The sequence below is a fragment of the Microcoleus sp. B6-A1 genome (assembly GCF_036705085.1).
Lineage (GTDB): Bacteria > Cyanobacteriota > Cyanobacteriia > Cyanobacteriales > Microcoleaceae > Microcoleus.
This window is the reverse complement of the sequence record NZ_JAUBTU010000033.1, coordinates 26,123-40,926: the sequence shown is the minus strand read 5'-3', so window position 1 is coordinate 40,926 and position 14,804 is coordinate 26,123. Positions and strand designations below refer to the sequence as shown.

At 45.2% G+C, this 14,804-nt stretch carries 13 protein-coding genes; 4 read left to right on the top strand and 9 right to left on the bottom strand.

What is annotated here, in order from left to right:
* The coding region (locus tag QUB11_RS14460; RefSeq protein ID WP_333390945.1) for a hypothetical protein at positions 1–252 on the top strand (252 nt) is incomplete at its 5' end.
* A 43-nt stretch (positions 253–295) separates the two neighbouring features.
* Positions 296–2,194, top strand: a complete 1,899-nt coding sequence (locus QUB11_RS14455) for an Npun_R2821/Npun_R2822 family protein (protein WP_333200769.1) — start codon at positions 296–298, stop codon at positions 2,192–2,194.
* Positions 2,195–2,318: 124 nt separating this feature from the next.
* Here the strand turns inward: QUB11_RS14455 and QUB11_RS14450 are convergent, their stop codons facing one another.
* From QUB11_RS14450 to QUB11_RS14430, 5 genes are all read right to left on the bottom strand, one after another.
* On the bottom strand, positions 2,319–3,269 hold the full coding sequence (locus QUB11_RS14450; RefSeq protein ID WP_333200771.1) for an NAD-dependent epimerase/dehydratase family protein: 951 nt from the start codon (positions 3,267–3,269) through the stop codon (positions 2,319–2,321).
* A 192-nt stretch (positions 3,270–3,461) separates the two neighbouring features.
* Positions 3,462–3,881, bottom strand: a complete 420-nt coding sequence (locus QUB11_RS14445; protein ID WP_445300361.1) for a hypothetical protein — start codon at positions 3,879–3,881, stop codon at positions 3,462–3,464.
* Between the two features lie 116 nt (positions 3,882–3,997).
* A complete protein-coding gene (locus QUB11_RS14440; protein WP_333200773.1) occupies positions 3,998–5,674 on the bottom strand; it encodes an AarF/ABC1/UbiB kinase family protein in 1,677 nt (558 codons plus the stop codon).
* Between the two features lie 145 nt (positions 5,675–5,819).
* The gene (locus QUB11_RS14435) at positions 5,820–5,942 is read right to left on the bottom strand and encodes a hypothetical protein (RefSeq protein WP_333200776.1); all 123 of its coding nucleotides are present in this window, start codon (positions 5,940–5,942) and stop codon (positions 5,820–5,822) included.
* 211 nt (positions 5,943–6,153) lie between these two features.
* Entirely contained in the window at positions 6,154–7,311 is a 1,158-nt protein-coding gene (locus tag QUB11_RS14430; protein ID WP_333200778.1) for a DegT/DnrJ/EryC1/StrS family aminotransferase, read from the bottom strand.
* Positions 7,312–7,438: 127 nt separating this feature from the next.
* Between QUB11_RS14430 and QUB11_RS14425 the strand changes: the two genes are divergently transcribed.
* Entirely contained in the window at positions 7,439–8,218 is a 780-nt protein-coding gene (locus tag QUB11_RS14425) for an ABC transporter permease (RefSeq protein WP_333200780.1), read from the top strand.
* 178 nt (positions 8,219–8,396) lie between these two features.
* A complete protein-coding gene (locus QUB11_RS14420; protein ID WP_333200782.1) occupies positions 8,397–9,035 on the top strand; it encodes a Uma2 family endonuclease in 639 nt (212 codons plus the stop codon).
* A gap of 59 nt (positions 9,036–9,094) precedes the next feature.
* On the opposite strand, the gene QUB11_RS14415 is transcribed toward QUB11_RS14420, so the two are convergent.
* The 4 genes from QUB11_RS14415 to QUB11_RS14400 form a co-directional block, all read right to left on the bottom strand.
* Entirely contained in the window at positions 9,095–10,984 is a 1,890-nt protein-coding gene (locus QUB11_RS14415; protein WP_333200784.1) for a hypothetical protein, read from the bottom strand.
* Between the two features lie 153 nt (positions 10,985–11,137).
* Positions 11,138–11,812, bottom strand: a complete 675-nt coding sequence (locus QUB11_RS14410) for a nitroreductase family protein (RefSeq protein ID WP_333154114.1) — start codon at positions 11,810–11,812, stop codon at positions 11,138–11,140.
* A 184-nt stretch (positions 11,813–11,996) separates the two neighbouring features.
* Entirely contained in the window at positions 11,997–12,983 is a 987-nt protein-coding gene (locus QUB11_RS14405; protein ID WP_333200786.1) for a GntR family transcriptional regulator, read from the bottom strand.
* 210 nt (positions 12,984–13,193) lie between these two features.
* Complete coding sequence (locus QUB11_RS14400) at positions 13,194–14,756, bottom strand: adenylate/guanylate cyclase domain-containing protein (protein WP_333200788.1); 1,563 nt, start codon at positions 14,754–14,756, stop codon at positions 13,194–13,196.
* Positions 14,757–14,804 lie beyond the last annotated feature (48 nt).

Here is a 14,804-nt window from a genome sequence, read left to right as displayed (position 1 = left end):
CATAAATTCGGGGGTTTTTCTGACAGCCAACAAGCTTTGAAGAACAGGCAAGATGCCTGTTCCACAATTCATAAATTCGGGGGTTTTTCTGACAGCCAACAAGCTTTGAAGAACAGGCAAGATGCCTGTTCCACAATTCATAAATTTTGGCGTTTTTCTGACAGCCAACAAGCTTTGAAGAACAGGCAAGATGCCTGTTCCACAATCAATAAATTTTATTTCTTGTGGTGTGGGCATCTTGCCCGCACCTAAAAAGCAATATATATGCGCTGGGTTACTTATTAACTAAAAAACTATGGCTGACGGCATTTATATTCTGGCAAACGATGTTGTTTTCGACCACTTAGTCGCTTTATTAAACAGCCTCGAAGTCAACGGGGCAAAAAATATTCCTATTTGCATCATTCCCTACGATGACAGGATGAAAAAAGTGCAAGTAGAAATTGCAACTCGTCCTCATGTCACCCTGTTTGAAAATACCGATTCCCTCCATTTCTGGGAAGACTTTGCGACTCTAGTTTGGAAAACTCATGCAAAAGCTCAAACAGTTTGGCAATCTAAAGGTTTGAAACCTGTTCAATGTTTGGAGATGCACCGAAAATTATGTTGTTTCGACGGCCCTTTTGATAAATTCATCTATTTTGACGCAGACACTCTGTTAATGGGTTCTCTAGATTACATTTATCAAAAACTCGATGATTTTGATTGGGTAGCAAACGATTTTCAATACAAATCCGACCTCAATTATATATTTGATTTTTCCTCCCCCAAATTACCTCAAGTTTTAAACTTGGAGGAACTGCAATCTCATACTTTTTGTGCGGGTTGGTTTGCGTCAAAAATAGGGGTTTTTAGTCGAAATAATGCTTCTCAATTTATAGAAAAATTAACATCAGGAGAAGCGGAAATTATGTCTTTGCGGGGCGCTGACCAATCTTTACTTAACTATTTAGTTGCCCGCAGCAAAATATCTTTTTACAACTTTGCATATACTCAACCCGAACAGGTGACGGGGAATCATTGGTCTTCTCAATTTGATGTGATAGATTATGTTCTATATGACAAAGGGCGACGGTTGACTTATTTGCATTACATGAGTATTTCGGCTGCAAAGTTTACTCGATTGTGTGCTGGTGAAGATGTGGAGATTCCCTACCGAGATGTATTTCTGCATTACCGTTATTTGAAGTCGCCGGAAAAATGCCCCAAACTCACATCCCCAAGTTTGCTAGTGCGCGGATACAGAAATGCCAAAACCTTTGTCAGGCAAAAAAATATCAACTTTAGGTATAGATTGGCAAATACAGAAATGAATATTTTCCGAAAAGCTGGCAGAAAAATTCGCAGTTTACAACTCGAAAATAAAGTTTACCAACAGTATTACAAAATTATGATGGACTTGCGGACAAGCCTTCTAGGCGTTCGCTTAACTTCAATTCGGCGTCCGTCTGTGGCCAACAGAAGTAAAATATCTCTAGCTATTACCCATTTTAACCGTTCTAGTTTGGTTGTAGGGGCATTGTGCAATGCTTTGTATGACGATCGGATTGATGATATTATTATTTACGATGATGCTTCCTCTCCCGAAGAGTTTTCTAGGATGCAAGCAAATATAGCAAACTTGTCACCTAAGATTTCTATCCGCAGAGGTGAGCAAAATTTTGGTGCGTATAAAAGCAAAATTATGGCGATTTCCCACTGCAAAAATGAGTGGGCAATTATTCTTGACTCTGACAATGCCTTGAGCGAAACTTATGTCGATAGACTCTACCACATAACTGCATGGAATCCCAACCTAATTTACTGTCCGACATCCGCAAATCCCTACTTTAACTTTAAATTATTTTCTGATACAGAAATCAATCTTGAAAAAGCACGAGAATTAATTCTAAATAATCCCAATCCTAAATTATTTCGCAATTTTATTAATGATGGAAACTACTTCGTCAATGTACAGAAATACCTGGATTGTGCCGAGGATAATCAAGATATTTGCGTGCAAGCTTCCGATGTCGCCGCTTTCAATTATTTGTGGTTAAAAAGTGGCGCCAGCTTGTATGCTGTGAGTAATTTAAGTTATTATCATCGGCTACATTCAGGCAGTTATTGGCTAAGTACAATGACTGATTCTAAAAAAGTTTTGAATAAAATTATCGAAGCCATTACTACTCACAAAAAGTGCGATTTTTCCTAAAAAATAATGATATAATCGCAGCATTTCGCTGGCAGAGAAATCTCACAAGTTGGCGAATTCAAAAAATCAACAATGTTCAATTTAAGTTGCGGAATTTCTGGGATAGATAGCATCTAACTGTACTCTAACCGTACACAGACTGAATCCACTCCCATTCGCGCCTTAAACCTTCTTCTAAAGCAACCTGCGGCTGATAACCTAAGATTTTCTGGGCTTTAGACACATCCGCGCTAGTGTGCCGCGCGTCTCCCCTCGCAGCTTCGGTAAAATCTATCCGAATAGGTCGATCGACAATCCTTTGTATTGTATCAATAACTTCTTTTAAAACTACCCGACTTCCCCCACCAATATTAAAAACTTCCCCCGCAGCTTCCGCAACCTCAGCCGCCGCTAAATTCGCCGCCACGCAATCGCTGATAAACGTAAAATCCCGCGTTTGCAATCCGTCGCCGAAAATTGAAATTGCCTCGTCAAACAAAATCGACTTAAAAAACTTGTGAAAAGCCATATCGGGGCGCTGTCTGGGCCCGTAAACGGTAAAATAGCGCAGCGAAGTAGTCGGAAGACCAAAATTTTTGTAATAAAGTCCGCACAAACGTTCACCGGCTAATTTCGTAATTCCGTAGGGAGAAACCGGCTGCGGACAAGCGTTTTCATTCGTGGGAAAAGATTCAGCATTGCCGTAAATAGAAGAAGAAGAAGCATAGACAAACTTTTTCAATTTTGGCGCATTTTTGGCTGCTTCTAATAATACTTGAGTGCTGTTAATATTGCGATCGGTATAGCTGCGAAAACCGTCGCCCCAGCTAGCACGAACTCCCGCTTGCGCCGCCTGATGAAATATTACCTTAGCATCGGATAAAAGCGATCGCCAATTTAGAGACACAATATCGCCTTCCACCAATTCAAAACCAGGATACTTTTCAAATCGTGCAATATTCTTGCGCTTGATCTCCGGATCGTAATAATCGTTGAACTCATCAACACCGATCACAGTGTCCCCTCGATTTAAAAGAGTTTCTACTAAGTTAGAGCCAATAAATCCCGCCGCACCCGTAACAATAACAATACTCATTAGATTTTAGATTTTAGATTTTAGATTTTAGATTTAAAAAAATTACACAAATTATTGCCTAAGTTGTCATCTTCTTCTTTCTCTTCCTCTGCGTTCTCTGCGTTCTCTGCGGTTCAAAAAGCCTCAAGTTAGGATAATCTTAGATAACTATCAACCCCTTTGCTTCTCACAAAAGAGGTTGATAGTTAACTTTCATTGTTCAAAAGAATCTAAATCCAGCGCTTGGGAACCTCCGCGTTCTAACTCGATCAAAAGCTTACCTAGCTGAGTCCAAACTAGCCAGCCAGTCAGTACCGTCAGTGGCAAAGCTAGGGCATAACAAAGTAGTTTGGGGAAGCCAAAAATCTCCATCCCCGAAGCTAAAAATACGCAAATACCGCCAGCCATTCCCAGAAAAGGTATGACCAATTGCAGCCTTGGCAGGTTAGCCAAGGTGCGAGTAGAACGATTTTTAGACCACTGTTGTACGGATTGTTTGAGAGTTGCTTCAAATGCTACGCCGGAGGCCATACCTGCTAGTAATCCAGCCGACATTAAAAAATAGGGAGGTTCTGGAAAATAATACACGAATAATTCCTTAATTTGGGTAATAGGAAATGGGGAATTGGGCATGGGGCATTGGCCAAACAGGGCATTGGGCATTGGGTATGGGGAATTAGTTATTAGAACCAACAACTAACAACCAATAAATAACCAATGACTAATGACTAATGACCAATGACTAATGACTAAAATCGAGTTAGCGCGGCTGCTCCTGCTGTGGAAAACTCCGTCAAAGCGCCTAGAGCAACGTTGAATAGGCGACTGGGCTGCAAGTCTTCCTTGACTAAGTTCCACAGGCTGCCAACTTCTTCGGTGTGGATTCGATCGTCCTCAATCAAAGCTAACATTAGCTGGCGTCTCAAAAACGACCCTTCCTCGGACAGCAAAAATTGCAAGCCTAGTTGTGCTGTGGGGAGCAAGTCGAAACTGCGATCGGATCGGGCGATCGCGATCATGTCCTCTAACCTGTTCCACTGGAATTTGCCATCTTTGAATAATACCTCAATCAGACGCCGCCGCAGTGCCGGAGATTCTCCGTTCAACAAACGCCGTGCTACATAAGGATACGCCACCTCGACTATCTTGAAATTCGGATTCAGCGTCAGGGCCAAACCTTCTTCTGTCACCAGAGAGCGAATAATTAAGGCAAATTTCGCCGGCACTCGGAAAGGATAATCGTACATCAACTCCGAAAACTGGTCTGTAATCGTCTTGAAGTTAAAATCTGACACCTTTTCGCCGACAATATCACCCAGTACAGATTCCAACGCCGGGACGATCGGCATAATATCTGTATCTGGCGTCAAAAAGCCAAGTTTGACAAAATCCTTGGCTAACTGTAAGTAATCTTTGTTGATCAAATGAACGACAGAATCAACCAAAGTTTCTTTAGTTGTTTCTTCCATCTGATCCATCATCCCAAAATCAATGTAAGCCATGCGGCCGTCCGCTAAGGCAAACAGATTTCCCGGATGGGGGTCAGCGTGAAAAAATCCGTGTTCCAGCAACTGCCGCAAACCGCTACGGACTCCGACTTCAATTAAACTATCGGTATCCAAACCTGCGGCTTTAACACTTGCCATATCTGTCAGCTTGATGCCGTCAATCCATTCGAGAGTGAGAACGCAATTTGAAGTATAACGCCAGTAAATGCTCGGAACTTTTACTGTCGGGTCGTCGGCAAAATTTGTAGCAAATTTCTCGGCGTTGCGTCCTTCATTGATATAATCAATTTCCTCGAACAATTTGATACCGAATTCATCGACTATTAAACAAAGGTCGTGACCGAGATTCAGCGGCAGCAAGGGGCCCAACCATCCAGCCGCCCAGCGCATTAAGTAAAGGTCAAGGCTCAAGACTGGCAGCAAATTCGGTCGCTGAACCTTGACTGCTACTGCTTCCCCGGTGAGGAGGCGAGCTCGGTAGACTTGACCGAGACTTGCCGCGGCGACAGGTTCGGGGGAGATTTCGCTGTAGGTTTCGCTAATTTGGCGATCGAGTTCCGCTTCAATAATCTCGAAAGCGCGCACCGAGTCAAACGGCGGCAATTGATCCTGAAGTTTGATCAATTCTTCGAGAAAGTCTTTGCGGATCAAATCCGGTCTGGTAGAAAGGGCTTGGCCGACTTTAATGAAAGTGGGGCCCAAGCGAGTAAGTATTTGTCGCAGGTGGGTGGCCCGTTCCGGCTGGTGTGCTGCGACTTCATGCTGCCAACTGTCCCACAGCATCCCCAGCACAAAGCCTGCAAAAGACCAAATAACGGTAATTGCGCGCCAAATTGCTTTCCAAGGACGTTTGCGGTAATACTGAGCGATCGCTTGTGGATCGTAGCGTCTAGCCTGAGTGAATTGATACTGAGGCACTCGTTTATTTTCCTCTTATCTTCTGAAAATTACAGGTTAAATTGAGAATTGGGCATCGGCCATCGGCCATCGACCATCGGCCATCGGCCATCGGGCATAAAAGCATCGGGGATTGAAAGTCGAAAATTCAAAGTTAAAACATTAATTATTCTTCCTTCTTCCCTCTTCCCTCTTTCCTCTTCCTGACATCCGTTACATCCGTTACATCCGTTACATCCGTTACAGAATCCGTTGCCGAACTTCCTTCTTCATCATTGACCGATCGCACTGCAAGGTTTAGGCGAGCGGAAAATGCACCCGTGCGAGGCGGATTGCTAGCCTAAATTTGTTTCTTTTCATTAAATATAGTACATAAAAGTACAAGTGATCGGTCAAAATACTTAACAGCTCTCCCTGAACGCTGCACATTCTCACAGCAATGCAACCCTGCAATTTTTTTCTCCTCCTGCATTTCCCTCACTGATGCCATCGCGCCACAGCTACCGGATGCGATCGGCCTTTGCCAAGCAATCTTTCAGACCATAAATCGTCCGCTCTTGTTGATCCCTCGACAGTTCCGGGAACATCGGCAAAGACAAGACTTCGCGACAAACTTGCTCAGCCTTTGGCAACTGACCTGCTTGATAACCCAAAGATTTGTAAACAGGTTGCAGGTGCAAAGGTAACGGATAGTAAACCATCGAACCGATGCCGCATTCCTGCAACTGAGCCCGCATCCAATCTCGAAAATCGCCAGAGAGATTTTGCCCGTCTTCTGGACTTGTCAGCCGGATCGTGTATTGATTCCAAACTCCTTTTGCGAACGGCAATTCTTTGGGGACGGCAACTCCGGGCACGCGCGAGAGAAATTCGCTGTAAAGTGCCGCTTTCTCCCGTCGCTGGGCGTTCCAACTGTCGAGATACCGCAATTTAATGCTGAGAATCACCGCTTGCAGGGCATCTAAACGGCTGTTGTAGCCGATTTCTTCGTAGAAATACCTAGAAGACTGTCCGTGTTCTTTGAGCATTCGCATTTCTGCTGCGAGGGCTGGATCGTTTGTCGTCACCGCGCCACCGTCACCGCAAGCGCCTAAATTTTTGGTCGGATAAAAACTGAAGCAGCCGACATGGCCGATGCTGCCGACTTTTCGAGACTGCCACTCGGCCCCGACAGACTGGGCGCAATCTTCAATTACGGCTAAATTGTGTCGAGTCGCAATTTCCATCAGCCGAGTCATGTCTACCGGTTGGCCGAAGATGTGGACGGGCATAATTGCCTTGGTTTTGTCGGTAATTGCCGCTTCGAGGAGTTCGACATCCAGATTAAAAGTCTCGCTGTCAATATCGACAAACACCGGAGTTGCACCGACGGCGCTAATTGTCTCAGCCGAAGCAAAAAAGGTAAAAGGAGTGGTAATCACTTCATCGCCAGGGCCAATTTTGAGAGCTCGCAAAGCCAAAATCAGCGCATCAGTGCCGGAGTTGCAGCCAACGCACTCGGAAACTCCAGTGTAGTCGGCGAACTCTCGTTCAAAACTCTTCACGGCCGGGCCGCCTACGTAGCCGCCAGAGGCAAGCACTTTTTGCACCGCAGCGGTTATCTCGTCGCCAATCTGCGCGTATTGGCGGGTTAAGTCGAGGGGGGGAACATTATTCACTCTTCACACCATAAATTTCAAGCATTATCAAAGCAAATTCTTGCAGCAAAACTGTTTCCCTGAAACGTTTATTCAAATATCTTATATTTGGACAGGCAAACAATCACGTTATCTAAAGGGTGGGCCGGTGTTAATTGAGCTAGATTTTACAGATTTGGGTTGGGCTTTGGGGATGGTGGCGATCGCGATCGGGCTTTCGGCGTGGCAGGGATTGGGGCTGGAGGGGGCGATCGCGATCGCGGCGGGGCGCACCCTGATCCAGCTAATCTTAGTCGGGTACGTGCTCGCTGTCGTATTTGACCCGGAGGGGAAAAATCCTTGGCTGGTTTTAGCAGTTTTAGCAATCATGCTGACAACTGCTAGCATGGTTGCCAGCAACCGCATCAGCAAAAAAATCAAGAACTTACTGCCCTTAGTTTGGGGTTCAATTTTTATCAGTACGGCCTTGACTCTTGCCTATACAAACTTGCTAATTTTGCAACCTGACCCTTGGTACGAACCGCAATACCTGATTCCTTTAGCGGGTATGATATTGGGCAATGCCATGAATTCCGGGGCGATCGCGGGCGAAAGACTTGTGAGTACAGTTAATAGCAGCCACTTAGAAATAGAAACCCATTTAAGTTTAGGTTCGACGCCGCAGCAAGCAGTCAAACAATACCGCAAAGATGCCATCAAAGCTGGATTAATCCCCCTCTTAAATACAATGACGGTGGTAGGAATCGTGACTTTACCCGGAATGATGACAGGTCAAATGTTGAGCGGTGTCAGTCCTCTCGATGCAGCATCTTACCAGATTTTGATTATGTTTGTGTTAGCGCTGGCAACTGTAATCGCAACTCTGCTGTTGACTGAGGGATTGTCCCGGAAGTTTTTCAATCAAGATGCACAATTGATCAAATGCTAATTGGGAATTGGGAATTGGGCATTGGGCATTGGGCATTGGGAATTGATAATATAATGTAGGTAGGAACTTGTATGTGGCAGTATTTTTATGAACAGGCAAGATGCCTGTTCCACAAAGAGTGAGTTATCTTGTGGGGTGGGCTTCTAGCCCGCCCTAGCCATCACTAAGGAGAATAACCATGATTCAAACAGCAACTAAAACGCTAACTTTTGAAGAATTTGCGGAATGGAAGCCAGAAAACGGACGTTATGAACTGCACAATGGAGAGATTGTTGAAATGTCACAGCCATTAGGAAAGCATGAAAAAGTTGTCGGTTTTTCAGCCAGAAAATTGACCGCGCAATTCGATCGATTAAACCTTCCATACTTCATCCCTAAACAAGCATTAGTTAAGCCACTGGAAAATGAGTCAGCTTATTTACCTGATATTCTGATCTTAAATGAAACCAATTTAGCATCAGAACCTCTGTGGGAAAATTTCTCCACTGTGACTCAAGGGGCATCAATTCCGCTTGTTGTTGAAGTCGTTAGCACGAATTGGCAAGATGACTACATCAAAAAAGTAGGCGAATACGAACTAATCGGGATTCCTGAATATTGGATTGTGGATCATCTCGGTTTGGGCGGCCGTAGGTTTATCGGGAATCCCAAGCAACCGACTATTTCGATTTATCAGTTGGTTGATGGTGAGTATGAAGTTAGTCTATTTCGGGGAGATGAGACAATAGAGTCGCCCACTTTTCCTGAGTTGAATTTGACGGCGAAACAAGTTTTTCAAGCTGGATTGACCCCCGGTGAAATTGCTGGCGATGCGTGAGTGTAAATATTGCGATCGCTCTGACAAATTTTTCGCCCTCACGCACCCTACAACTACAACTACTTCGGTTCGTGACTCCCAATCCGCTTGCCTTCGCCATCGTACACCTGCATCGGGATTTTGGCATTTTCGGCGATCGCCTCCAAAGCTTTTTGCAATGTTTGAACGTGGTTTTCTACAGCTTGGCGAGTCTTCACAGCATTGTTGTTGTTTGCTTGGATGAAGGTTTGTTGCAGCTTCTGCACGTAACCTGGAGTCATCTGCACGGCAATCAAACCTTTGCTAACAGTATAGTCGCAAATCTTGGGGTTGCCTTTGCAAGTTCTATCTAAATCAGTGCGGGCTTTTTGCAGGTTCCTTTCTTCCTGCAACCTTACTTCTGCTTGCTGCAATGAAGTTTTGTAGGAAGCTATCAGCGGTTGGGCTTTCTGAGAATAGGCAGTTGCCGCCGGCACTTGCTCCGCGTAACTCAAAGCTCTTCGCCAGGATTCTGATGCTTTAAACCAGGCGTTTTTGCCCTCAAAAATTTGAGCTTCCGCTGCTAAAGTCACAGCTTGAGTATACGCATTTTCCGAAATTCCTTCGACATTTTTGCGCTCGCGAGCTTCTGAAAGTTTGGTTTCGTATTTGGGAACTAGCAGTTTAGCTTGTTGGTAAGATGTCGTGCCCGTGGGAATTTCTGATAGGATTACGAGGGCTTCTTCCCAACCTGATTGCACTTGAGCCCAAGTCTCGGCTGTCTGAGCTACGGCTTCGCGAGCTTCTGCTATTTGGGCTGTATTTTTGGCCGCGAGCAGCGTTTTTTCGGCTTTTTTCTCTGTGCTTAACTGCCGATTTCCTGTTGCTACATTCTTCCGGTATTCTTTTGTCTTTCTCTGAGCAAAGGGATAAACTGGGCTGTCTTTGGGGATTTCTCCGAGTTCGGCGATCGCACTTTGCCACAGAGCTTGCGCTTCCTGCCCGTCCTCGGCAGAATAAGGCGGATTTTGGGTTTTCTGGGCTGCTGACTGTGCGAGGCGCGCTGCATCGATCGCAGAGTTTAAATTCTGATTTTGCGAACGGTAGCTTTCCAGAGCGTTTTGAGCTTCACCGCGATGAATTGACCATGAGGGAATCGGTTCCAAAAGGGCGATCGCCTGTTTTAACTGTTTCTGCGCTTCTTGGGGGCTGTTGGCAACTTTTGACGTTTTCAGCGTCTTCGTCGAATTCTCGCTCAACTGTTTGGCATTAGCTAATGCACTACATCCTCCGATGACGCAGGGCCGGCTCAGCATATAATAACCGCCGGCCAAAACTAGCGCGGCGACACTGACCATTCCTGCAGCAGCCAGCATCGCAAAAGGTGAATGCTTGGGTTTTTGGGGAACTGTTACCGCTTCCATATCCAGCGGATTGAAGGGATTGTCTCCAATATCTGCCGGGATTGCAGCTACCCTAAAGGCGATCGGATCGGAATTGCTGGAACTCTCCGACAAATTGGGGAAATATTCTTCATCCCACGCATCTTTATCATCCGTTTCTAAGGGTATCTCCTCCTCTACATCCGCCGTCTCGGCCACATTTTCTGTTAAGACTATCCCCGTTTCTTCAGCAGGGAGATTCTCGGTTTTTTTGAACAACAGCACTGTTTTTGGTCTTGACAAAACAGGGTGGTGCATGGTAAAAGAATGGAAAGCATAAGGCTGTTTTTGCCCGGTAATTTTTAGGCAAAGTCCAATCTGTTGAATAGATTCTGGTTCTATTTCGAGAATTGCTGCTTCTAGCACCGCAAAAGTCGGTTTGGCTTTGAGAACTAAACTGCGCGGGTGTTCTCCCACAACCGTTAAAGATTCATCTCGAAAATCACAACTAATATAAAGCGGTAAGTTTTTAAATCCGGCTGCTTGCAAGTGCTGCTGCAATTTTACTTCGAGAATTTGGGCGTTGCTTTGGATCGTTGCTGCTGTCATATTTTCTCCTCTGTCTGATCTCACCACTTGAAATTTTAGATTTTAGATTTTAGATTTCGGATTGCGAAATCGTCGGTATTTCCGATTGGTTTGAACTTGTACCGACTCCTTCAACTCTCAGCTCTCAAATCTTAACTCTCAAAATCTTAACTCTCAAATCTCAGCTTGCAAAGCCTGTCCATAACTTTCGCTGTAATAAACTTGAGTCACGTCAAAACGCCCGCCATATTGTTTCAAAGGTGCTGCTGCATAACCAAGCGGCAGCAAACAGCAAACATCTACTTCTTCGGGAATTTGAAAGGCTTCTTTCACCTTAGCGCTGACAAAACCTTCCATCGGACAACTGTCTACCCCAAAACTTTTAGCTGCAATCATTAAGTGGGCTACTGCGAGCATTGTATGTCTGTTTGTCCAAGCTTCTAGGGACTCGAAGCAGGGACGGTTCTCGAACAATTGCGGGATTGCTTGTCGCATATAACCTGCTAAATTGTCATTCATTGCGCCTGTGGTTTTGCCCAATTCGATGACGGCTTCGGTGTTTTCGGGTCTGGCGGCGCGCCGATCGCCACAACAGATTAATACTACTGGGGCTTCTACCACTTGGCGCTGATCGAAGGCGCAAGCTTTTAATTTTTCTTTGCTGGCTGCGTTTTGAAGTACGATAAACCGCCAAGGCTGCAAGTTGTAACCAGAGGGCGATCGCACTCCCAATCGCAAAATCTCTGCCAAGATTGCTGGGGGAATCGGATCGGGTTGAAAGCTGCGCGCGGCCCGCCGGCTTTCGATCGCCGTTTTAACATTAATTGAAGGTTGGATTTCAATTGTCATGGATAATTGGTAATTGGTAATTGGTAATTGGTAATTGAGAATTGGTGATTGGAAATTAGAACAACAACTATCAACTGCAAACGGTCAACGGTCAACCGTCAACTGCTAACTGCTAACTGTCAACTGTCAACTGTCAACTGTCAACTGTCAACTGTCAACTGTCAACTGTCAACTGTCAACTGACTTACCCCAAGCCCAACTCACGCTTGAGCAAATTAATCGACTTAGATCCGATGTAATTTTCGGAGCATATCAGTTGCGGAGGACGAATAATATCTTCTCTAGCCGCATTGATGGCAGCTTTTACTGTAGCAAAACTCGGTTGGTCGCAAAAAATTGTTCTGGCCGATCGCACGATCGAGTTAATCTTGTACTCGTCTGACACCAAGGCCGTCATCACCAGCAAATCCTCTCCCCGGATGCTGTGGATGATGACTTCGGTCGATCGCAGCATTCCCGGACTCAGGCTAACGAGACCCAAATAACTGTCTTTCGGCAAACTCCCGACTAGCTGGATTTCCTGGCTGTAGTCATAGATGTCTACGGGAATAACTCGCACCGAACGCGGTGCCGAAATCGATTCTGCTTCTCCGATAAAATATCGACTCGTGATCACAGTTCCCGAAGAGATTTGATCCAAAAAAGTACCTAGCTGTTCCATCGGCACTAACTGTATGGGAATGCGGAGAGCTTGTTCTAGTTCTTTCGCCATCAGTTCACCCACGCCGATGTCTTCTGTGGGGGCTGTGACGACCACGCGGGCGCTGCACCTGAGCCGCCAGTCAATTTCGGCCAAAAATAATTCCCTCGCTTGGTTGAGGGTACAGCCCTGTTCCAGCAGTTGATCGATACTTCCTTGTACTATTTTGTTGGCAAGGGGATATTCTTCGAGGATCGGAGATTTGAGTTTGTTGCCTACAACTTCGTTGCCTTGAGCGCGGACGTAAATGCCCGATCCTGCTTGGGCTTCTACGAGTCCGGTATTTTCGAGCTGGCGGTATACTTTGCTGATGGTGTTGCGGTGCAAACCCGTCTGCATGGCTAGCTGTCTGGTGCTGGGCAAGCGGTGTCCGGGCGGAAATTGTCGCGAGGCGATCGCAAACCTGATTTGATTGAATAGTTGGGTGGATGCTGGAATATCGCTATCGGTTTGAATATGAAATTGAACCATTATTAAAGGCTCCGACGACTTCAACTTAGTATTTATATAATGTCGAGTACCGCGCCTAGGATTGCTCCGATATCTCTGTCTCTAGCATAATCTTATTTGGTTGATCTGCAGCAGCCGTTCTGCCGAGCGGACGATCGCGCCTTCGAGGCGATCGATCGCAGCCTGGGGAGTTTCCCTCAACAATCAGGTACTTTCAAGTCTTAGTTTTATTTACGCTGAGATTTTCAGATCGCTTGCTATTTTCCTGCCCGTCAGCAAATAAGTCCGCATTTCCCCTTTACCTTTAATCTCGATCTCGCCACGATCTTCAAATTCATATTTATCCTGCAGTAAGTCATAAGTATAGTGACTGACTTGAATGCGACCTGTTATGCCGTGAGATTCCATACGGCTGGCTGTATTTACCGCATTTCCCCACAAATCGTAAATGAATTTTTTAGTGCCGATTACCCCCGCTACCACCGGGCCGCTATTAATCCCGATGCGGAGGTCAAATTTCGCGTCTAGCTTCACATTTAATTCCTTAATTGCTGCTAGCATATCCAGCGCCATTTCGGCGATCGCCTCTGCGTGGTCTGGGCGTTCAATGGGAATACCGGCTGCTACCATGTAAGCATCCCCGATCGTCTTGATTTTTTCTAAGCCGTGCTTCTCACTCAGTTGGTCAAAAGCTGAGAAAATTTCATTCAGCAAGTACACTAATTTAGTTGCGGACATGGTGGTAGAAATTTGGGTAAAATTCACCAAATCAGCAAAAAGAATTGTTGCTCTTTCAAACTTGTCTGCAATCACCCCCGGTTCGTGCTTCAACCGATCGACGATCGGTTCTGGCAAAATATTTAGCAGTAAACTTTCAGTTTTTTTCTGTTCTTTTCTGAGTGCAGATTCCATCTGCCTGCGCTTAGTTATATCATGAAAAAACACAGAAATGCCGTCATGAGAAGGGAAAACCCTGACTTCCAACCACACTTTTAAGGGACGATAATATTTTTCAAAAGCAACTCCAATTTGTTTAGCTACAGCTTCATGATACTCTTTATAAAAATCAGAATTCACGAATTCGGGAAACTCTTCCCAAAAATTTTTACCATAAAGTTCTTCCTGCGATCGCTTCAAAAATTGCGATCCTTTGTAATTGACGTAAGTAAATCGCCACTGGGTGTCGAAAGCAAAAAAAGCATCGCTCATTCCTTCTAAAAAATTGACAATTTGCTCGTCTGTAGAACGGAGTTTTTCTTCTACTTGTTTGTTCTTGATCTGTGCGCGCTTTAATTTAGTTATATTTATTCGCAACTCCATGTGGTTGATAATTTGCCGTCCTAAAGTCCGCAGCGCTTCTAGCTGTTGTGGGGTGAGATTACGAGGAACTGTATCTATCGCGCACAAAGTGCCGATCGGATAACCGTCAGGAGTTACTAGCGGGGCTCCAGCATAAAACCGAATATTTGGATCGGAAGTTACTAGCGGATTGCCGACAAAGCGATCGTCATCTAGAGCATTGGGTACAACTAGCAATTCGTTGGGATTTAAAATAGCGTGGGCGCAAAAAGCTAACTCTCTCGGAGTTTCGGGCGCTTCCAGACCAACTTTGGATTTAAACCACTGTCGGTTAGAATCTATTAAGCTTACTAAAGCAATCGGAGTGCCACAAATATAAGATGCTAAAGCTGTTAGGTCATCAAAAGCTGCTTCGGCTTCTGTGTCGAGAATGTTGTAGCGGTGAAGTGCTTCTAGCCTCTCTTCTTCGTTGCTGGGCAAAGGTGCAGCTTGCATCGGAGGCCGCGAGGATATAGGTTTACGAACACTGCGTGGAAGTATTAT

Excerpts from the sequence above, each read along its gene's own strand:
- QUB11_RS14445 (WP_445300361.1), bottom strand. The coding sequence starts at position 3,881 with ATGCCCAATTCCCCATTTCCTATTACCCAAATTAAGGAATTATTCGTG.
- QUB11_RS14410 (WP_333154114.1), bottom strand. The coding sequence starts at position 11,812 with ATGACAATTGAAATCCAACCTTCAATTAATGTTAAAACGGCGATCGAA.
- QUB11_RS14400 (WP_333200788.1), bottom strand. The coding sequence starts at position 14,756 with ATGCAAGCTGCACCTTTGCCCAGCAACGAAGAAGAGAGGCTAGAAGCA.
- QUB11_RS14405 (WP_333200786.1), bottom strand. The coding sequence starts at position 12,983 with ATGGTTCAATTTCATATTCAAACCGATAGCGATATTCCAGCATCCACC.
- QUB11_RS14450 (WP_333200771.1), bottom strand. The coding sequence starts at position 3,269 with ATGAGTATTGTTATTGTTACGGGTGCGGCGGGATTTATTGGCTCTAAC.
- QUB11_RS14415 (WP_333200784.1), bottom strand. The coding sequence starts at position 10,984 with ATGACAGCAGCAACGATCCAAAGCAACGCCCAAATTCTCGAAGTAAAA.
- QUB11_RS14420 (WP_333200782.1), top strand. The coding sequence starts at position 8,397 with ATGATTCAAACAGCAACTAAAACGCTAACTTTTGAAGAATTTGCGGAA.
- QUB11_RS14455 (WP_333200769.1), top strand. The coding sequence starts at position 296 with ATGGCTGACGGCATTTATATTCTGGCAAACGATGTTGTTTTCGACCAC.